Source organism: Chloroflexota bacterium (genome assembly GCA_026708035.1).
Lineage (GTDB): Bacteria > Chloroflexota > UBA11872 > UBA11872 > UBA11872 > JAJECS01.
Genome location: JAPOVQ010000023.1, coordinates 19,700 through 38,518 on the forward strand (window position 1 = coordinate 19,700; position 18,819 = coordinate 38,518).

18 protein-coding genes are annotated in these 18,819 nt (G+C 69.8%); 7 read left to right on the forward strand and 11 right to left on the reverse strand.

Annotated elements, in window-relative coordinates:
* Positions 1–75 precede the first annotated feature (75 nt).
* The 3 genes from OXG33_09800 to OXG33_09810 are packed head-to-tail and all read left to right on the forward strand — an operon-like array spanning position 76 to position 5,423.
* A complete protein-coding gene (locus OXG33_09800; GenBank protein ID MCY4114213.1) occupies positions 76–783 on the forward strand; it encodes a biotin--[acetyl-CoA-carboxylase] ligase in 708 nt (235 codons plus the stop codon).
* Positions 780–5,027: a DUF2298 domain-containing protein gene (locus OXG33_09805; GenBank protein ID MCY4114214.1), complete on the forward strand. Its 4,248-nt coding sequence runs from the start codon at positions 780–782 to the stop codon at positions 5,025–5,027. The genes OXG33_09800 and OXG33_09805 overlap by 4 nt, the downstream gene beginning before the upstream one ends.
* A 45-nt stretch (positions 5,028–5,072) precedes the next feature.
* Entirely contained in the window at positions 5,073–5,423 is a 351-nt protein-coding gene (locus OXG33_09810; GenBank protein ID MCY4114215.1) for a hypothetical protein, read from the forward strand.
* Between the two features lie 21 nt (positions 5,424–5,444).
* Here the strand turns inward: OXG33_09810 and OXG33_09815 are convergent, their stop codons facing one another.
* The 8 genes from OXG33_09815 to OXG33_09850 all read right to left on the reverse strand — a co-directional run bounded on the left by OXG33_09815 (position 5,445) and on the right by OXG33_09850 (position 12,191).
* The gene (locus tag OXG33_09815; protein ID MCY4114216.1) at positions 5,445–5,774 is read right to left on the reverse strand and encodes a type II toxin-antitoxin system RelE/ParE family toxin; all 330 of its coding nucleotides are present in this window, start codon (positions 5,772–5,774) and stop codon (positions 5,445–5,447) included.
* Positions 5,771–6,010, reverse strand: a complete 240-nt coding sequence (locus OXG33_09820) for a type II toxin-antitoxin system ParD family antitoxin (protein ID MCY4114217.1) — start codon at positions 6,008–6,010, stop codon at positions 5,771–5,773. Before OXG33_09820 ends, OXG33_09815 begins: the two co-directional genes overlap by 4 nt.
* A gap of 268 nt (positions 6,011–6,278) precedes the next feature.
* Positions 6,279–8,396, reverse strand: a complete 2,118-nt coding sequence (locus tag OXG33_09825; GenBank protein ID MCY4114218.1) for a DUF5667 domain-containing protein — start codon at positions 8,394–8,396, stop codon at positions 6,279–6,281.
* Positions 8,393–8,950 carry an RNA polymerase sigma factor gene (locus OXG33_09830; protein MCY4114219.1) on the reverse strand — a complete coding sequence of 186 codons (558 nt, stop codon included), beginning with the start codon at positions 8,948–8,950 and terminating at the stop codon, positions 8,393–8,395. Before OXG33_09830 ends, OXG33_09825 begins: the two co-directional genes overlap by 4 nt.
* A 292-nt stretch (positions 8,951–9,242) precedes the next feature.
* Positions 9,243–10,289: an NAD-dependent epimerase/dehydratase family protein gene (locus OXG33_09835; GenBank protein MCY4114220.1), complete on the reverse strand. Its 1,047-nt coding sequence runs from the start codon at positions 10,287–10,289 to the stop codon at positions 9,243–9,245.
* Complete coding sequence (locus OXG33_09840; GenBank protein ID MCY4114221.1) at positions 10,181–11,140, reverse strand: GDP-mannose 4,6-dehydratase; 960 nt, start codon at positions 11,138–11,140, stop codon at positions 10,181–10,183. Before OXG33_09840 ends, OXG33_09835 begins: the two co-directional genes overlap by 109 nt.
* A gap of 222 nt (positions 11,141–11,362) precedes the next feature.
* Complete coding sequence (locus OXG33_09845; GenBank protein MCY4114222.1) at positions 11,363–11,788, reverse strand: hypothetical protein; 426 nt, start codon at positions 11,786–11,788, stop codon at positions 11,363–11,365.
* A gap of 166 nt (positions 11,789–11,954) precedes the next feature.
* Complete coding sequence (locus OXG33_09850; GenBank protein MCY4114223.1) at positions 11,955–12,191, reverse strand: hypothetical protein; 237 nt, start codon at positions 12,189–12,191, stop codon at positions 11,955–11,957.
* A gap of 248 nt (positions 12,192–12,439) precedes the next feature.
* Here OXG33_09850 and OXG33_09855 point away from each other — a divergent pair, with 248 nt between their 5' ends.
* Both OXG33_09855 and OXG33_09860 read left to right on the forward strand, forming a co-directional pair.
* Positions 12,440–12,724 (forward strand): 4a-hydroxytetrahydrobiopterin dehydratase, encoded by a 285-nt coding sequence (locus tag OXG33_09855; protein MCY4114224.1) that lies wholly within the window; start codon positions 12,440–12,442, stop codon positions 12,722–12,724.
* 19 nt (positions 12,725–12,743) lie between these two features.
* Positions 12,744–12,911, forward strand: coding sequence for a hypothetical protein (locus OXG33_09860; protein MCY4114225.1), 168 nt, complete (start codon positions 12,744–12,746; stop codon positions 12,909–12,911).
* A 304-nt stretch (positions 12,912–13,215) separates the two neighbouring features.
* Here OXG33_09860 and OXG33_09865 read toward each other — a convergent pair whose 3' ends face one another.
* From OXG33_09865 to OXG33_09875, 3 genes are all read right to left on the reverse strand, one after another.
* On the reverse strand, positions 13,216–13,929 hold the full coding sequence (locus tag OXG33_09865) for a class I SAM-dependent methyltransferase (protein MCY4114226.1): 714 nt from the start codon (positions 13,927–13,929) through the stop codon (positions 13,216–13,218).
* A gap of 4 nt (positions 13,930–13,933) precedes the next feature.
* A complete protein-coding gene (locus tag OXG33_09870; GenBank protein ID MCY4114227.1) occupies positions 13,934–14,992 on the reverse strand; it encodes an aminotransferase class I/II-fold pyridoxal phosphate-dependent enzyme in 1,059 nt (352 codons plus the stop codon).
* A 181-nt stretch (positions 14,993–15,173) separates the two neighbouring features.
* The gene (locus OXG33_09875; GenBank protein ID MCY4114228.1) at positions 15,174–16,193 is read right to left on the reverse strand and encodes an AIR synthase-related protein; all 1,020 of its coding nucleotides are present in this window, start codon (positions 16,191–16,193) and stop codon (positions 15,174–15,176) included.
* Between the two features lie 11 nt (positions 16,194–16,204).
* On the opposite strand from OXG33_09875, the gene OXG33_09880 reads away from it, so the two are divergent.
* Together OXG33_09880 and pabB are read left to right on the forward strand one after the other, a co-directional pair.
* A complete protein-coding gene (locus tag OXG33_09880) occupies positions 16,205–17,455 on the forward strand; it encodes a methyltransferase domain-containing protein (GenBank protein ID MCY4114229.1) in 1,251 nt (416 codons plus the stop codon).
* Between the two features lie 25 nt (positions 17,456–17,480).
* Positions 17,481–18,788 (forward strand): aminodeoxychorismate synthase component I, encoded by a 1,308-nt coding sequence (gene pabB / locus OXG33_09885; GenBank protein ID MCY4114230.1) that lies wholly within the window; start codon positions 17,481–17,483, stop codon positions 18,786–18,788.
* The last annotated feature ends 31 nt before the right edge of the window (positions 18,789–18,819 follow it).

An 18,819-nucleotide genomic window follows, 5' to 3' on the forward strand; every position in this document is an offset into this window, starting at 1 on the left:
GAGCCCAGAGATCGATCCGTCCTGGACGCGGCGTGCATCTCCGTCGGACTGCGGCGGTGCGGCCACGATGTCGATGTGCGCTGCCATGACGTGGTGGACTCCACGCAGGATGTGGCGCGGGAGACCGTGCGTCAAGGGGCCGTTGGGCCGGTGTTGGTCGTCGCCCAACGGCAGTCCGGCGGACGCGGTCGCCGCGGCCGCCGCTGGCTGCACGCGCCGGGCGGGTTGGCGTTCACGATTGCCGTCGAGACGCCGCCCGACGCGTCGTCGGCCTGGCCGACCATGGCCGCGGCCCTTGGGACGGCGCGCGCGATCGAGGCCCACACGGGCATCGCGCTCGGCATCAAGTGGCCGAACGACCTGGTGCATGGCGGACGCAAAGTGGGCGGCGTGCTGGCCGAGGCCCATGGACCGTGGTCGCTGGTGGGCGTGGGGCTCAACGTCAACAGCTCTCCGGGAGTGGCGGACGATACTCCGACGGCGTGCCTGGCGGAGATTGGCGGGGCCGCGCTGGACCTATCGGCGCTGCTGATCGAGCTGGCGGCGGCAATCGCGTGCGCGTTGGTGGCCGACCCAACCACGCGCCGGGCGCTGCAGCGGCCCTGGAACGAGTTGTCGGTGGTCCTGGGCGAACTGGTGTTCGTCAGCGGCCCGGACGGCCACGTCTACGGCCGCGTCGAGTCGCTGCCGGCCGACGGCAGTCTGCATCTGGCGCTGGGCGACGGGACCCGCCGCGTGATCACGACCGGGGACGTGTCCTTGCGCCTGGATCGGACCGGATGACCCACACGCGCGCGCTGCATTGGCTCGCGCTGGCGGCGGTGACCGGCCTGGCGCTCGCCCTGCGGCTGTTCGGACTGGACTGGGATCAGGGTCACCACCTGCACCCCGACGAGCGCTTCCTGAGCATCGTGCTCACCCAGATCCAGCCGCCGACCGACCTGGCGATGTACTTCGATCCCGCCGTGTCGACGTACAGCCCATTCAATCAGGGGATCGGCTTTTTCGTCTACGGCACGTTGCCGGTCTTCCTGGTCGATTGGCTGAGCCGGCTGCTGGGCATGCAGGGCTACGACCAGGCCTACCTGGTGGGCCGCGTGGCGTCGGCCATTGCCGACACCGGCACGGTGGTGCTGGTCTATCTGCTGGGACGGCGCCTGCTCGGCGCATGGCCCGGACTGCTGGCAGCCTTGCTGATGGCGCTTGCGGTCCACGCCATTCAGCTTTCCCACTTCTTCACAGTCGACACGTTTGCCACCTTCTTCAGCACCGCCGCGCTGTGGCTCCTGGTGCGCGCGGCCCACCAGCCCCGCTGGCTGGACCTCGGCATGCTTGGGCTGGCCATCGGGCTGGCGCTGGCGAGCAAGCTGAGCGCCGGGCTGCTGCTGGTCCTGGCGGCGGCATGGTGGGTGGCGCAGGGCTGGCGTGGCCGCAATCTGCGGTCGGGTCCGGCCGCCGCGGCGGCCTGGCTCGGTCGGGGCGTCCTGGTTGCCGTCGCGGCGGCCGTCGCGTTTCGGGTCGCACACCCTTACGCTTTTGCGTCCGCGTCCCCGCTGGACTGGCGGCTAGGCGAGCCATTCCTCAGCGCCGTATCCCAGCAGCAGGCGATCCAAACCGGGACCTATGACTGGCCGCCGGGCGTGCAGTGGGCCGGCACCGCTCCCTACCTGTTTCCGTTGGAGCAAATCGTGCGCTGGGGTGTGGGACCGGCGTTCGGCTTCGCCGCTCTCATCGGCATCGGCGCGTCCGTCGTAGTGCTGTGGCGCGGCGGCCGTCACCCGCTGGCCCTACCGCTGGCCTGGGCCGCGCTGACATTCGGCTACGGCGGGGCCCTGGTGCTCAAGACCATGCGCTATTTCCATCCACTCTATCCCGTGCTCGCGCTGGTGGCCGCGTGGGTGCTGGCCGAGATGTGGCGCCGGCGCCACCGCATCCCACGCATTCCCAGAAGGCTCGCGACCCGAGCCATCGTGATCGGTGGAGGTCTGTTGGTTGCCGCCACCGCCGCGTGGGCGGCCGCGTTCATGCAGATCTACGCGCGCGAGCATCCGCGCGTGGAAGCGTCCGCCTGGATCCACGCCAACGTGCCCGCCGGCGACCACGTGCTGACCGAGCACTGGGACGATCAGCTCCCGCTGGGGCTCCCCGGGCTGCCGCACGACCGCTACGCCTTTAGCCAGCTGCGCGTCTTCGATCGCGAGAACATCGACAAGCGCGGACATCTCATTCAAGCGCTCGGCGCCGCCGACGTCGTCGTGCTCTCCAGCGACCGCGGGGCGGCGACGATTCCCCGCATGCCGCAGCGATATCCGCTGGCGGGGCGCTACTACGACGCCCTCTGGGACGGGGCGCTGGGATTCCGGCTGGCCGCGCAGTTCGAGTCGCGGCCATCGCTCGGCCCGTGGACGATCGACGATGCGAGCGCCGAAGAGGCGTTCACGGTCTACGACCATCCGCGCGTCTCCGTGTTCCTCCGCGATGCGCCCGACATCGCCTCGCGGGTGGCGTCGAGCCTGGCGGAGGTCGACGAGCGCGGGGCCGTTGCGGTGCTGCCCAAGGAGTCGCAGTCAGCCCCAATCCTCCTGACCCCGGAAGCCGCCGCCGCCGTTAAGCGCGACGCCGAATGGCCCGACGTCTATCGCGAACGTCCGCTCGAGGGCTGGGCCGCGGTGCTGGCGTGGTACGGCGCTGGTCTGGCACTCACGCTGGCGCTCTGGCCGCTGCTGGCGCGGGCGCTCGGCGTGCTACCCGATGCCGGCTACGCAGCCGCGCGCGTGCTGGCGCCGGCGCTGGCGGTGCTCCCCGCCTGGTGGCTGGCCAGCGTGGGGCTGGCGCGCTTCGACACGCCGAGCATCGTCGGCGGCGCGGCCGCGCTGGCGCTGGTCGCCGCCGCGACGTGGTCTCGCGGCGGAAGGCCGTGGTCGGTGCTGATTCCGCGTCTGCGCACCGCGCTCATCGTCGAAGGCGTGTTCCTCGCCGCGTGGGCCGGGTTCCTGGCGCTGCGCGCGGCCAATCCCGATCTATGGCATCCCGTGTTCGGCGGCGAGAAGCCGATGGACTACGCCCATCTCAATGCCATCATCCGCACGCCCGCGTTCCCACCGCACAACCCCTGGTACGCCGGGGGCCACCTGAACTACTACTACTTCGGCCACGTGCCGACGGCCGCGCTGAGCAAGGTCCTGGGCGTGCCGCCGGGCACGGCCTACAACCTGGCGCTGGCCGGTTTCGCGGCGGCCATGGTTGCCGGAGTGTTTGCCGTGGGTCACGGCGTGTGGGCGCTGCTGCGGCGACCGGGTTGGCGGGCCGTGGCCGTCGGCGTCGCGGCGGTGCTGCTAGTCGTCGTGGCCGGCAACCTGCAGTCGGGTGTGCAGCTCGTGGAAATCGCGGGCGCCCATGCTGCCGACCCGGCGTCCGGATGGAGCGTTCTCGCGCAGATTCCGGCCACTATCGGCGGGAATCTGGGGGCCGACTACGACCTCTGGGCGCCCACACGGGTCATTCCCGACACCGTCAACGAGTTTCCGTGGTTCACGTTCACCTACGGCGATCTTCACCCACATCTGATGAACCTGGCGGCGACGGCCGCGGCGCTCATGGGCGCACTGGCCCTGGTGGCGCTGGGCGAACGCCGGCGGAGGGGCGAGACGGTTCACTGGTTCTCCTGGGTGGCCGTGCTGGCGTTTCAGGCGCTCGTGCTAGGACTGCACCGAGTCACCAATCCGTGGGACTTTCCCACCTATCTGGTCGTGACACTGGCCACGCTGACCTACGGACTCTGGCGCGGGGGCGGATTGGGCGGGCGAACCGTCATCGCGCTGACGGCGGGGACCGCCGCGGCACTGGTGGCGGCAAGTCACCTGCTGTTCCTGCCGTTCCACCGGCACTACGTGGAGTTCTACGGGGGCGTGATTCCCACCCCGCAAACCACGTCGGCGATTCAGTGGCTGCTCATCTTTGGGCTGCCGACCGCCATCGTGCTCACCCTGGCGGCGCGGACGGTCGCGCCGGCGTTGGCCGATCGTCTGCGCGGGAATGATCGCAGCGTTCCCGCCGCGGCCGCTGCCGTCCCGGCCCTGCTGGCGGTCGGGACGCTGGCAGCAGCGCTGGTTTGGGGCGCGGAGCCATGGTCCGCGCGCCTGTTGCTCGCGGGTCTCGTGGGAACGGTGGGCCTGGCGGCCTGGCGCGTGCGGGACCGGCCGCACATGCTCGTCCCACTCGTCCTCTTCGGCGCGGCGGCGCTGCTGACGGCGATACCGGAAGTGGTGGCCGTGCGGGACGACATCGGACGGCTCAACACGGTCTTCAAGTCCCACCTGCAGGCCTGGGTGCTCGCCGGGCTTGGAGCGGCGATTGCGTTGCCGCAGGTGGCGCGCGCGCTTTGGCGGCAACGATCGCCGCTGACCATGCCGCTGGGCGCGGGATGGGCCGTCGTGCTCGCCGGCATCCTGGCGGTGGCCCTGATCTACCCGGCGGCCGCGACCCCGCACAAGCTGAATCTCCGCATCCAGCCCCTGCCCGCCACGCTGGACGGCGAGGCCTTCATGGACGGCGGCGAAATCCTGGACGAGGGCAAGCCCGTGAGCCTGACGCCCGACTTCCGTGCGCTGACGTGGCTGCGGGACAACGTGACGGGCGCGCCGACCATCGTCGAAGCCCCGACCACGATCTATCGCTGGGGCGGTCGCGCGTCCGTCTACACCGGCCTTCCCACGGTTGTCGGGTGGGACTGGCATGCGCGGCAGCAGCACTGGGGCTACGTGCACGCCGTGGACGCCCGGATCGACGACGTGCGGGAGCTGTTCGACACGCACAACCGTTTCCGCGCGCGCGCGCTGCTGGATCGGTATGGCGTGGATCTGATCTACGTCGGTCCGCTGGAGCGCGCACACCACGAAGGACCCGCACTGACCAAGTTCGAGTCAATGGGCGACCTGGGCGTGACGCCGATTTATGCCGACGGCGACGTCACGATCTATCAAGTGGCCCCAGTGCCGGAGCGCCTGTTGACCGGACCGCGGGGATAGGTCGGCCGCAGCGGCTAGAATTCGGCCTCACGCGAAGGAGGCCTCATGGCCACATCCTTTCTGACCCGCGCCGTGCTGCAGCAGATTACGCAGCGGGTGCTGGCCAACATCATCGAGCAGCTCCCCCAGCGCATGGCGTCGGGGACCGAGCCGGGCGCCGCCGGTGACCGGGAGGCCGCCGAGCTACCGCGACTCAACGCCCTGGCCCTTTCTCAGCTTCAAACGCGCTTGGCGGAGTACGAGGCTCAGTTCGAGGCCATGGGCACGCGCATGGCCCGCATCGAGCGCGAGGTGGGATGGCGAACCACCGTGCGCATCGCCGGAGTCGGCGTGCTCGGCTTGGGTTTGGGCTTTCTGATCGCCGTGGCAGTGGGCGCGTTGGGGTGGATCGGATAGGTCGGCTTCGGGCGCCAGCGATCAGCCCTCGAGCGGCTCCCTCAGCCATGCCGGAATGTCCCGCGCCGCGTGCAGGACCCTCCAAACATCGATGTCCGCCTCTCGCTCAACGTAGAACACCAGAAAGGGGAATTCCCCCACGACCCACGAGCGCAATCCGGGGATATTCAGCTCAAGCGCGTAGCGCGGCGAACCGGCTGCCGGGTGTTCTCCCATGCGGCGAAAGGCTTCCTCCAGCATGTCGATGAAGGCCAGCGCGACTGTCGACTGCGCCTCCGCTAGGTAATGCTCGACAGCCTCGTCCACATCGCTCCGCGCCCGCTCACGCAGGATGACAGGCTTTCGGGTCACCCCTTACCGGCTTCGCGGACCCGATGGCGAAGCCGGTCGAAGTAGCCCGCGTCGGCGGTTCCTGCCGGCGGGGACGCCGCGCCCTCAAGGAGAAGGTCGTGCAGGCGCTGGAGATTGTGATCTTTGCGGATCAATTCGCGGACGTATTCGCTCGACGAGCTGTAGCCTCGCGACCTGACCTGCTGGTCCACGAAGGACTTGAGGGCCTGGGGAAGCGAAATGTTCATCGTGCTCACAAGGCAACGCTATCCGCTTTGGCAAAGATTGGCAAAATGCCGCGTGATCCCCGGGGAACCGGAGATCCTGTACCGCAATTCGTCAGTCGTTGGCACTGCGCATCCAGGGGCTGACTATCCATTTGCCCGCCGTGGTCCAGCCAGTTGAGCTGACCACAACGGTGCGCGGCATGGCTGACGGATGGGTAGCCGCCGGCAATTCGACCGGGGTCAGCCGGCGAGCGCCCGGTTTCGAAATCGCGGCCCGAGCGCAAGGGCGCGCTGACCGCTAGCCTGCCGGCGGCGGCAGGGAGGCGCTGCCCGCCTCGGCTGCGTCCTGGGTTGCCGGCGCGATGAGCTCGACCAGCACCACCAGAAGCAACGGATCGTCGGGATTGGTCGCGTCGACGCGGTAGGCGACCCGCACAACCGCGCCCGGCTCGACGCCGTCCGGCACCAGGTCCGCCGGGTCGTCCGGGATTCGGAACTCCACGCCGCCGACCCGGAGGGCACTCTCCGCAACGCTCTGGACGATGCCGCGGAGCGTGGGCAGGCGTTCCACCTCGACCTCTGATCCGCCGTCGTCCGGGGTCTCCGTCGGCGCTGGCGTCCCGGTTGGCTCCGGCGTGGGTGTGACTTCCGGCGCTGGCGTCTCCGTCGGCTCTGGTGTGGCCTCCGGGGTCGGGGAGGCGATTGGTTCTGGTGTCGGCGTCTCGGTAGGAGCCGGAGTTTGGGTGGGCTCTGGTGTGGGCGTGGCCTCCGGCGTCGGCGTGGCTTCCGGCGCTGGCGTCTCGGTCGGGGCCGGGGTTTCGGTCGGCTCCGGCGTCGGGGTGGTCTCCGGGGTCGGTGACTCGGCGGGGGCCGCAGTCTCCGTCGGCTCAGGCGTGGGTGTGGCCTCCGGCGTCGGGGACGCGGTTGGTTCTGGCGTCGGCGTGGCTTCCGGTGTCGGTGACTCCGTGGGGGCCGGGGTTTCGGTCGGCTCCGGCGTCGGGGTGGTCTCCGGGGTCGGTGACTCGGTGGGGGCCGCGGTCTCCGTCGGCTCCGGCGTCGGGGTGGCCTCCGGGGTCGGTGACTCGGTGGGGGCCGCGGTCTCCGTCGGCTCAGGCGTGGGCGTGGCCTCCGGGGTCGGTGACGCGGTTGGTTCTGGCGTCGGCGTGGCTTCCGGCGTCGGCGCGTGACCCAAGTTCACCAATCGCAGCTGGCCGTCGCTGTCGAGGACGGCCACGACCTGGACCCAGTCACCAAGGGCGATGGCCAGGTCGACTTGGGCTGCCGGTTCGTCTGCGCCGGGGAGGCGCACCGCGATGCCCGAAACCAAGAGCTGCGCGTCATCTTGAGCGTCGAGTCGCCCAACCAGCACGGACTGCTGCTCGGCCGCGACGACAGCATCCGCCGGTGGAGTCGCCTCGGGCGGCGTTTCGGTCGGCGCAGGCGACGGTGTCGGCGTCTCCGCGGCTGGCGTGGCCGTAGGCGGCGCGGTTGGCGCCGGCGACAGCGTGGGTGCGGCCGTTGGGGGCGGCGGAGCCGGAGCGGCCGTTGCCGCGGGCGCAGGGGACGGCGTCGGCAGCTCGGCGGATTCAGCCACCACGCCCGGAGTCGCGGTGGGCAGCAGCGCCAGGTTGGGGCCCCGGCGCGCGTCGAGGAGTCCCTCGTCTGCCGACTGGCTGGCCACGGCGATCGGCTCGCGGACGCCGGGCGCCGACGCCTCGGTCAGGCCCTGGAGCCGCGATTGGTGGTCGCGCAGACGACTCCGGAAGTCCGCGACGACCGCGGCGGCGTCCTCCCGGTCGGCGGGGCCGGCGGCCGCGCTGGCGATGCTCAGCGCGCTCACGCCCTTGCGCAGCGAGTCCCGATAGGCGTCGATGGCGTGCTGGACGGCAGTTCGGTCACCGGCGGGCGCCGTCTGCTCGATTTCACGCAGCCGCGCCTCGGCGTGCTCGAGATAGAGGGTCGCGCGCTCGTCCTCGTCGACGAAGGCGACGCGAAGCTCCTCGAGGGATAGGCGGTATCCATAGAGCGCGCTTCCCGGACCGCTGTTGACGGCGGCGAGCGTGACGCCGCCATAGGCCACGAGCGCCACCGCGACCGCGGCCACCACGCCGGCCAGGCGCACCGGCGTCAGGGGCGGTAGGCGTGGGATCAGTCGATCCCAGAGCGAGGTGATGGGCCGAGGCGGTGCGGCGGCGCGCCGCTGAAGCTCTTGATCGATCAGGGCGAGTCCACGGGCCATCTCGGCAGGCGTCATCGGCGGCGGCGTCATGGCCTGCAGGTCCAGCGCGACCACCAACAACTCGCGCAGGTCCGCAGCCATTTCGGGGTGGTCGCGGAGCACCTGGTCGAGGGAAGCCTCGCCACGCTGCACGCGGTCCAGGCTCTCCTCGAAGGCAGCCTGGAGTTCCTGGCTCATGCCGAGTCCCCTTGCAAAACGTTGCGCAGCGTGGCTATCGCCCGAAATTGCAACGCGCGCACGGCGGGCTCGTTACGGTCCATCAGCCGGCCAATTTCCGCGTGGCTCAGGCCAATGGCAAATCGATAGGTGATGACCTCGCGCTGATCGTCGGTGAGGTGCCGCATGGCTTTGCGCAGCTCTTCCCGCCTGGAGATGGCGTCGAACTGCGAGTCCAGCGTGTCGGACGGGTTGGCCAGCAGGCCCTCTTCGAGCGGCACCGTGTCGCGCGCCGCCCGCCAATGGTCGACGACGACATTCTTCGCAATGCGGTAGAGCCAGGCCGTGAACTCGCCGGTCGAGCGGTGCTCATAGCGCGCGATCGCGTCCATGGCCCGGATGAAGGTCTGGTTGGTGAGGTCCTCGGCCAACACGCGGTCATGGGTCTGATAGGCGATGAAGCGCTGGATCTTGGGCGCAAAGAGGCGATACAGCTCACCAAACGCCTCGCGGTCGAGACGCATGGAGGCCTCGATGAGTGCTTCGAGATGCTCTTCGGGCGATGCGATATCCACGTCCAGGGCGGCGGTCCTGCCAGCGTCGTAACGCGCGGCGCGATCGAGCGTTATCCGGGGAGGCGAGGCCGCCTATTCCATCATAGGGCCGGACCCGGCCGCACTGGAGACCATTGCGCAATCCCCCCAGTGGGGCTTGGAGAGCAGGTCCGGTCCCCTCTCCCTTGATGGGACCGTTGCGTACCCCATCTTGAGGGGGCTGGGGAGCCGGTCCGGTCCCCTCTCCCTTGATGGGAGAGGGCTACGGTGAGGGTGATCCGAGGCTTGGGCGTGGGATGTCGACCATCTACGACTAGGTCCCCACACCGCGGGCACGGCCGGCGAACCATGCGCGCGTCCGGGCCAGTCCTTCCGCCAGATCCACGCGCGGCGTCCAACCAACCGCCTGGCGCGCCAGCGCCGCGTCGCCGATGTATCGCGCCACCTCGGCCTCGGGATGCGGGTGCGGCACGTGGCGGACGCGCGAGGGATCGCCCGCAATGAGGCGGGCAAGCTGGGTGATCGACGTTTCGGCGCCGGAAGCGAGATTCAGCGTGAGGTCCACCGCGGATTCCGTCGCCGCGTCGACGATGCCGCGCGCGCAGTCCTCGACATACACGAAGTCGCGGGTCTGTGCGCCATCGCCGTGGACCTCGAGCGGCGCGCCGGCCAGGTCGCGGCTCAGGAAGCGCGCCACCACGCCGCCTTCCGCGTCGTCGCGCTGCCAGGGGCCGTAGACGTTGAACGGGCGCACCGTGGTTAGACGCAAACCATAGGTCCGCGCGTAGCTCTGCGCGATGATCTCGGCGGCGAGCTTGGAGGCGGCGTAGGGCGACGCCGGGATCGCCGCGGCGTCTTCCGCAAGCGGCTCGTTGGCGGCGGCGTAGACGTGACAGGTGCTCACCAGCACGAGGCGCAGGTCCCGGCGGCGAGCGGCCTCGGTCACAACCAGCGTGCCCAGCACGTTGGCGCGCATAGCGCCGGTCGGGTCGCGCACGCTCGCACCTACTGCGACGTCCGCGGCCAGGTGGTAGACCGTGTCCACGTCCGCCATCGCGCCACTCACGGCGTCGGCGTCGGTGACGTCCGCCTGAATCAGCCCGGAATAGGCCGGATCGCCTTCGAAAGCCTCGAGGCCCGCGGAGCGGCTGCGCGACAGGTTGTCGAGCACGCGCACCGGCTCCCCGCGCTGCAGTAACTCAGCCACCACGTGCCGCCCGATGAAGCCGGCGCCGCCGGTGACGAGCGCGCTCAGGCGTCGACCTCCCGCAGCCAGTCGGCCATGCGCGCGATGCCCGTGGCCAGCGGCGTCTCGGCGCGCCAGCCAAGCTCGCGCTCGATGCGGCCGGTGTCGGCGCACAGCGCCGGCAGGTCGCTGCGCCGTCCGGGCATGACTTCCACGGCGCTCGTCGAGCCGGTCACGCCCACGATGAGCTCGGCGAGGTCGCGGATCGAGGTCTCCCGACCGGTGCCGATATTGAAGACCGAGCCCGCCAATCGCGGACCGGCGCCGAGCACGCGCGTATAGGCGTCGACCGCGTCGTCGATGTACATGAAGTCGCGCGTCTGCGTCCCCCCGCCTTCCACTCGCAGGGGCTCACCGTGCAGTGCGCGCACGATGAAGGCGGGGATGACGGCCGGATAGCCCACGAGGTTCTGATGGGGTCCGAAGGTGTTGAAGTTGCGAATCAACACCACCGGGTGCCCCCACCAGCGATTAATCGCCAGGCAGTGCATCTCGCCCGCCACCTTGCTGGCGGCGTAGACCGACCGCGGCTGGAGCGGATGCCACTCGTCCATCGGCACGCGCACCGGCGCGCCGTAGACCTCGGGCGACGAGGCATATACCAGCAGCGGCGGCCGCCGCATGCCGGCGATGGCGTGGGCGAAACGAAACGTCCCATGCTCGTTGGCGGCGAAGTAGCCCGCGGGGTCGTCCATGGACTCCGGGACCGAAATCCGGGCCGCGTAGTGCACCACGGCGTCGGGCGCCAGGTCCTCCAGGCGCTCGGTGGATAGCTCCGCGAAGTCGCCCGTCACGACCGTCAGCCGGTCGCAGCGCGCCGCCTCGACGGTGAGCGGGTCCGGTCCCGGATATTCGCGCGAAAAGTCGTCAACGCCGATCACCTCGGCGTGCGGATCGTCGGCCAGCAGGCGGCGCGTGAGAGTGATGCCGTACATGCCGGCCGCGCCCGTGATGAGCACCCTCATGCGAGCGTCCAGTCCAGCGACGCACGGCAAGCAATGGCGAGTGCGTTCACGGAAGCCAGAGTATAGGCTGTGGGACAGTCCTGATTAGCACTCTCGATCCGGTCTCACGGTTCACTCCGCGGCCTGCCACCCGTCAGCCGTGACTCACACCTCTGGCGTTAGTTCGGCTCGTTCGCAACAGACTGGCTGAAAGCGATGAGCCCGACTCCAGGCAGCCGGGCGTCATCTATCTCCAGGTGATTCGAACGGCCGGTCGTACGGCCAAGCTCTGTCCTGCTGAATGTCGCGGAACCATCCTTCGTGACGCCACAGCACGTCGTGCCAGTCGGGTCGGCGGGGCTCAACTCTGTGTTCATTGATCAGGTGCCAGACGACCTGCTCGAGCGAAATCCGGCGTGTTGGGAGATGAAGTCGCGGGAATGGCCTGATCCCGCTGTAGCCCGCTGGATCCGCTTGGACATGCAGATGGCAGCGCGGATAAGGCGATGATGCAGCCTTGTCGTACTGGAAGGAGAACAGAGGTCTTGGTTCGTCCAGGTCCTCGCCGGCCTGGTAGGTGTAGGTCGCCCGAGTGGTTTCGAGCCGTGCAGGTGGCGGTTTCGTGGACTCACGGTTCATTTGTAGGGTCATCTGGACGTTCAGGTACATGCCGTTACTGAGCGACACCGGCCACCCGTGCTGCGAACTCCGAGACACGCGGTGACCGACGACAAGCACGCTTTCGGCAAGCCATACATGACCAAGCTCCGCGGGCGTGACGAGCTTGTAGACCTCGCGGATTCGGCGCAGAAAGTCCCTAGCAGCCCGCTGGCTGCTATGCCTCGCTGGGCTCGGCAATCAGATCAGCGACGTGGCAAAGGGAGCGGAATCTCAAATCGCCGTGGTATTGCTCCGGCGGGTTCTGGTAGATCGCAAGAAACTCGTCGGCCGACAGGTCGAAGAGCCGCCGCGCGTCTCGGTCCAGCGCCTGCCAGACGTTCTCTCGCGTCACCTCCACGTGCTCGTACCCATCCGGCAGCCATTCGGGGCGCCCATTGGCGGTTGTGTCCATGGCCCGGCTAGCCCTCTCGAGTGTACGCACGCTGCGTGCACATTAGCAGGGTCGCACCTTCCCGCCCGCCATGCCTAGCTCGGCGCGCCCGGTTCGTCCCCGGGCGAGTTGGGATGGACTCCCGCCTCCGCGGAAATGACGGCCTGGACGGCTGACACGGCCAAAGCGATCCAGAATCAAGCCCACAGCTTGGCGGGGATTCCACGGACGGCGACACTGGGGAGCCGAGACTTGCTGGGAGTAAGCACATGGCGGTGATTGCCGACGCCGAGATTGCGCAGCGGCTCCTCGACCACCCGGGATGGGCGTTTCAGGACGGCGCGCTGGTGAAGAAGTTCGAGTTGCCGGGGTTCATGGACGTGGTGCGGCTGGTCAACGACGTGGCCGGGCCGGCGGAGGCCGCCGACCATCATCCGGACATGTTCATCAACTATCGCCGCATCACCTTCACGCTGGTGACGCACGACGCGGGCGGGGTGACGGAGAAGGACTTTGCGCTGCTGGAGGAGATCGAGAAGGCCGCGGCGGGGTAGCTCGGAGCCGGTCGCCTCGATGCCGTGGCTCGTCGCCGCGTGTCTCGTCGCCATGCTGGCGCTGACGCCGCTGGCCGCGTGCGGGATGTCGGTGGGCGACGAGCAATCGACCTGGGGCGGCCAGGGACCGGCGCCGCTCGTGGCGACGCCGACGGCGGAGTCGTCCGGTGGGGAGAAAGCGCCGTAGCGAACGCCTGAGGTTCGCCGGGACTCAGTCGATTGAGGCGACGGCGGGTGCGGTCTTCTAGAGAGGATGCGAAGCGGGTCATTTCGTTCGGAGTCGAAGTTAAACCCCGAACATGCCAAGAAACTCCGGGCTCACAGGTGTAGCGACCGGGTGCGGCGCCTTCCGCGCGTGCCCAAGTTGGTCGTTTTTCCGGCTCTGAAACGGAGTCCAGGCCGCCCGAAGCGCCGTGCCTTTTCCCGCCCCTTAGATTCCTCGCCTGCGGCTCGGAAAGACAGGAAGGGGAAGGGGCCGGGCCGAGGATGCTCTAGCCCGGGCCTCCGGCCACCCGGCCGCGCGCCATGACGAAGTACTGCTCCGTGGTGGTGACCTCGACCCGGTCGCAGACCAGTCCAAAGAGAAACCGCAGGTCGAGCGGCGACCAGTAGATCTTCCAGATGTCGTAGACGCTGCCGTCCTTGAGGTTCCGGCGTTGCTGCTGGACCCTCGGCCCCACGACTCGCTGCCCTTGATGGCCGCTGGTGCGGCTTTGGGCCGAGTCGACTAGCCAGAGCCAGCCTCCCGGCCGCACGACGCGCCGCGCCTCGCGCATGAACTCGACGGCCCGGCTCACCGGCACGTGGCTGAGCCAGAAGCCGAAGAAGCAGGCATCCGCGGCGCCCTCGGCGACCGGCAGGCGGTAGGCGTCGGCGCGACAGCGCTCGACCGCGTCCGAGGCGCCGGCGATGCGTTGGGCACTGGCGATCATCTCGGGGGCGTAGTCGGTGGCGATCACGCGATTGCGCGGCGCCAGACGCCGGGTCCACCAGCCGGTGCCCGCGGCCACTTCCAGGACCGTGGAATCTCGGAGCGGCTCGATGAAACGGTCCATCTCGGCAAGCTCGCGGTTCCACGCCGCATCCGCCTCGGGTCCGTGTTGGTAGCTGCCGCGGCGTCGATACCAGTCCTCGAACTCATCGGCGCGGGCGCGGTAGTAGTCGCGCGTCTCGGCCTCTACCTGCGCGACGTCACGGGAGGGCATTGGACTAGCGCGCGGCCGCCAGCTCGGCCGCCACGTCGCAGATCACGTCGGCCGCGTAGCGCACGTCGTCCTCGCTCACCTGGTGATGCGTGACGGCGCGAACGCTCGGCGTGCCCTCGAAGCCGATCAGGCGCACGCCGCGAGCCTCGGCGCGTTGGGCGAACTCGACCGCCGTCGCCATGGCCGGGTCCACGTCGAAGAAAACGATGTTGGTTTCGAGGTCGTCCAGCTCGACCGTGAGGCCGGGCGCATCGCTCACGATCTCGGCCAGCAGGCGGGCGTTGGCGTGGTCCTGGACGAGCTTGGGCGGAGTCTCTTCGAGGGCGACGAGGCCGGCAGCCGCGATCACGCCCGCCTGCCGCATGCCGCCGCCCAGCATCTTGCGGACGCGGCGCGCCTCATGGATGAATGCCTCGGAGCCGACCAGGAGCGACCCGACGGGCGCGCCGAGCCCCTTGGAAAGGCAGAACTGCACGCTGTCGGCCTCGCTCACGAGGTCACTGACCGGCGTGCCGAGCGCCGCCGCCGCGTTGAAGATGCGCGCCCCGTCCACGTGGACCAGCAAGCCGTGCGCGCGGGCGGCGCGGCCGATTTCGGCCATGTTTTCCGCAGTGATGCACACGCCCCCCGCGCCATTGTGGGTGTTCTCCACGCAGACGAGGCGCGTCGTGGCCAGGTGCACGTCCCGCGGCTTGACCGCCGACTCGATGAGCTCGGCGGTGAGCACGCCGCGCGGGGCGTGCACGGTGGTCATGGTGACGCCCGCCAGCGAGGCCCAGCCGCCGACCTCCCACATCACCAGGTGGGCGCGTTCTTCGGCGATGACATCGTCGCGGGGACGACAGTGCGTGATGAGGGCGCAGGCGTTGCCCTGGGTGCCACTGGTGACAAAAAGCGCGGCCGGCTTGTCGAACAGCTCGGCGACGTACTCCTCGAGCCTGTTGACCGTGGGATCCTCGCCGGACACGTCGTCGCCCACCTCGGCCTCGGCCATGGCCCGGCGCATGGAGTCCGTGGGCAGCGTCATGGTGTCGCTGCGCAGCTCGATGGGTTTGCGGGTCATCGGTCCTCGCGTGTGCGGCGCCGGGGCCGGGCGACGCCGATCGTAGCTCGCGGGGCGCTGGGAGTGGCCCGAGTCAGGCTTTGGCCTCGAATCGAATCCGTTCGTCTTCCCCTTCGACAAGCTCAGGGCGAACGGATTGTGGTTTGTACATGCCTCAGAGATTTGCCTCTTCAGCGGTTCCTTAGGCCGATTCCAGATACCGCGCCAGCTCGTCGCGGGCGAACGTGGGCAGGGGAGTCGAGGCGTGGTCTGCCGTGAATATCGTTCCGACACTTCGGTTCACGACCGACCCGATCCGTGCCGCGTCGATGCCAGCGTTCCGGAGCCTGGCGAGCGCGCGTTCGGCGGCGGCAGGATCGACCGACGCCAAGAGGGCGCCCGACGCAATGAGTCCAAGCGGATCGAGGCCCAGGGCGTCGCAGATGGCCCGGCACTCCGGATAGATGGGAAGGGCGTCGCCGTCGATCGCCAGGCCCACGTCGGCGGCCTCGGCCAGCTCGTGCAGCGCCATGACCACGCCGCCTTCCGTCGGGTCGTGCATGGCGTGCACGACCGCACGCTCTTGGAGCAGAACTTCGGCCGCCGCGCGCACCGCAATGCCGGGGGAGCCTCGCAAGTCGGCCGCGGCGGCAATGACTTCCCGCGGGACCCCGCGCGCCCGGAGCGCCGGCGCGTGCTCCTCGGCCAGGATGGCCGTGCCTTCGATGGCGATCCCGCCGGTGAGGATGACCGCGTCGCCGACGCGCGCGCCCGACGTTCGCACCACGCCGTCGCGTGGCACGGTTCCCAGCAGGCAGCCAATCGCCATGGGCCGGTCCAAGCCCACCGTGATTTCCGTGTGCCCGCCAACCAGCGCCACGTCGTGCGCCCGCGCCGCCTGCGCCAGGTCGTCCAAGAGCCGACGGGCGTCGTCCGCGTCGATGCCTTCCGGCAGCAGCAGCGTGGTCACCAGCCAGCGGGGGCGCGCGCCGGCGGTGACGAGGTCGTTCTCATTGACCGCGAGCAGATCATGGGCGAGTTGGGCGCTGCCGAAGGTGATCGGGTCGGACGCGACGACCAGGAGCTCGTCGCCGCCGAGGTCGAGCACGGCCGCGTCCTCCCCAATGGCCGCGCCGAGGACCACGTCGGGCGGCGGGGCGGGCACGCCGCGCAGGAATTGCCGGAGCAGTTCGGGCGGCAGCTTCCCTGCGGGCAGATTCACGGCCGGTCTCCGTGAGCGTTAGGATTCGACAGGGGGAGCCCATGCGCGATGCCCAACGGACCGGCGCGGGGGGCGCCATGGCGGAGGAGCCCGCGGCGCCGGCGCACGACACCCGCGAGAGCGCGCGCCTTCGCGAGGCGCTGGTGCAGAAGCTGTCGCATGAGGCCACGTTACGCGATCCCCGCATCATCGCCGCGCTCCGAGCCGTGCCGCGGCACGTGTTCGTGCCTGAAGCCAGCCTGGAACATTCCTACCAGGACACGGTGGTGCCGGTGAAGTATGCGGACGACGAGCTGCTGAGCACCCTCTCCCAGCCGTCCGCGATCGTGGTGATGCTGGAGCAGTTGCAGGTCGGCGCGGGCATGCGCGTGCTGGAGATCGGCACCGGCACGGGCTACAACGCCGCGCTGCTGGCGGAGCTGGTCGGACCGAATGGCCAGGTGACGACCGTGGACATCGACGAGGATCTAACCCGTCGGGCCCGTCAGGCGCTGCGGAGCGTCGGTTACGGGGCCGTGACCGTCCACACCGGCGACGGATTCGACGGCGTCGCGGAACAGGGTCCGTACGACCGGATCGAGCTGAGCGCGTCGACGCCGGTGATCTCGCCCTCCTGGACCGAGCAGCTGGCCGACGGCGGGTTGCTGGTGGGTCCCATCAACGTGAAGGGGCTGCGATTCCTTACGCCGGCGTTCCGCAAGCACGGGACGCGTCTGGTTGCCGAGTCGATGCGCGCCTGCAGCTTCCTGTCGCTGCGCGGGTCCGCCGCGGCCGCGAGCTCGGTTTTTCGATTGCCGGTGCGGCCCAAGCTCCGGTTCGTGTGGGAATCGCCGGACGAGTTTCCCGCCGGCGTGCTGACGCGGGTGTTTCGCCAGAAGCGCCAGGTGCGGGACGAGGTGCCCATTGCCTGGGGGGCGGCGGCCTACGTGCTGCTGACGAACGGCGATGCGTTCGTCACTGAAGCCGGCGACGGCCGCGTGCGCGGGATTTCGCTGCTGGACCGCGAATCCGAGTCGTTGGCGAGCATCATGACGTCGAGCGACGGATGGGGCACGGCGGGCGTGGTGGTGTACGGCGGCGACGGCGCCCACTCGCGCCTGGCCGCGTCGATCGATGAATGGGCCAAACGCGGACGGCCAGCCGTGGAGGCCCTGCAGCTGACCGCGGTGCCCTCTCCGGGGCCCGAGCGACTGGGACCCGGCGAATACCTGGTTCGCAAGCCCTACTACGACCTGATTGCTAGCTACGACACGCCGCGCTAGGGCGCCGGAAACCTCCACGTGGCGGATGGCGGCCCTTGGCGCCGTCCCTCCGCTGCGGGAATGCGCGTCGAACTTTGCAGATTTGCCGCACCTGGCGGTGCTCGACGGCGGCCCGGGCGCGAACGGGCGTTGGACCTATCTGGCGGCCGACCCGGCGCGGTGCCTCGTGTGGGATGCGCACGGCGGCGACGGCTTTGCCGGGCTGCAGGCCTTGCTTGAAGCCGACGACCGTCACCCGGACTGGCCGGCGCCGTTCAGTGGCGGCGCCATCGGCTACCTGGCCTACGACGCGGTGTTCGCGCTGGAGACGTTGCGCGTGCCGCCCGCGCCGGCGCCCGCGGGCTATCTCTGGGCCGGCGTCTACGACCGGGTGCTCGCGCGGGACGAGGCAACCGGCGAGGGCTTCGTCGCCGCCACCAGCCGCTTCGGACGCGATCCGGAGCAACTGATAGATGATGCCCGCGCGCGTCTCGCGGCCACGCCCGCCAGTCCGCGTGAGGTGCGCGCGTCCGGCCTCACCACGAATCTCGATCGCGCGGCCTACGGCGACCGGGTGCGACGAGTCCTGGACTACATCGCGGCGGGCGATTGCTACCAGGTCAACCTGGCGCGGCGTCTGACACTTCAGTGCCAGGCATCGAGCCTCGACGTGTATCGACAGCTCGTGGATCGGCACCCGGCGCCATTCGGCGCGCTTATTCGATCGGGGCCGGTCGACGTCGTGAGCGCCTCGCCGGAACTCTTCATCCACAGCGACGGCCGGCGGGCGGTGGCGCGTCCCATCAAGGGAACCCGACCTCGGAGCCAGGACCCGGCGGAGGACCAGCGCCGGGCCCGCGCGTTGCGGGTCAGCGCCAAGGATCGCGCGGAAAACGTGATGATCGTGGATGTGATGCGCAACGACTTCGGGCGCGTGTGTGCGCCGGGAAGCGTGCGGGCGCCGATCCTGTGGTCGGTGGAGCCGCACCCGACGGTATGGCAGCTCGTGTCCGTGATCCGAGGCGAGCTGGCCGAGGGGGCAACCTCAGTCGACCTGCTCCGCGCGTGCGCGCCGAGCGGCTCCGTGACCGGCGCGCCGAAACTGCGCGCCATCGAAATCATCGACGAGCTGGAACCGGAACGCCGCGGGGTCTACTGCGGGAGCGTGTTTCGACTCGGATTCGACGGCGCGCTGACCGCCAGCGTGGCTATTCGGACGCTGCAGCTCGCGAACGGGCGCGCCAGCCTGGACGTAGGCGCGGGGATCGTGGCGGACTCGGACCCGGATCTCGAGTTCGACGAGACGTCCGACAAGGCGCGCGGGATCCTGGCGGCGCTCGGCGCGCGGGAGTAGGAGCCGCCGCCCGCCGCGCCGATCGGGCGGG

Excerpts from the sequence above, each read along its gene's own strand:
- OXG33_09845 (MCY4114222.1), bottom strand. The coding sequence starts at position 11,788 with ATGTACCTGAACGTCCAGATGACCCTACAAATGAACCGTGAGTCCACG.
- OXG33_09860 (MCY4114225.1), top strand. The coding sequence starts at position 12,744 with ATGCCGTGGCTCGTCGCCGCGTGTCTCGTCGCCATGCTGGCGCTGACG.
- OXG33_09840 (MCY4114221.1), bottom strand. The coding sequence starts at position 11,140 with ATGAGGGTGCTCATCACGGGCGCGGCCGGCATGTACGGCATCACTCTC.
- pabB (MCY4114230.1), top strand. The coding sequence starts at position 17,481 with ATGGCGGCCCTTGGCGCCGTCCCTCCGCTGCGGGAATGCGCGTCGAAC.
- OXG33_09855 (MCY4114224.1), top strand. The coding sequence starts at position 12,440 with ATGGCGGTGATTGCCGACGCCGAGATTGCGCAGCGGCTCCTCGACCAC.
- OXG33_09850 (MCY4114223.1), bottom strand. The coding sequence starts at position 12,191 with ATGGACACAACCGCCAATGGGCGCCCCGAATGGCTGCCGGATGGGTAC.
- OXG33_09825 (MCY4114218.1), bottom strand. The coding sequence starts at position 8,396 with ATGAGCCAGGAACTCCAGGCTGCCTTCGAGGAGAGCCTGGACCGCGTG.
- OXG33_09810 (MCY4114215.1), top strand. The coding sequence starts at position 5,073 with ATGGCCACATCCTTTCTGACCCGCGCCGTGCTGCAGCAGATTACGCAG.
- OXG33_09805 (MCY4114214.1), top strand. The coding sequence starts at position 780 with ATGACCCACACGCGCGCGCTGCATTGGCTCGCGCTGGCGGCGGTGACC.
- OXG33_09865 (MCY4114226.1), bottom strand. The coding sequence starts at position 13,929 with ATGCCCTCCCGTGACGTCGCGCAGGTAGAGGCCGAGACGCGCGACTAC.
- OXG33_09870 (MCY4114227.1), bottom strand. The coding sequence starts at position 14,992 with ATGACCCGCAAACCCATCGAGCTGCGCAGCGACACCATGACGCTGCCC.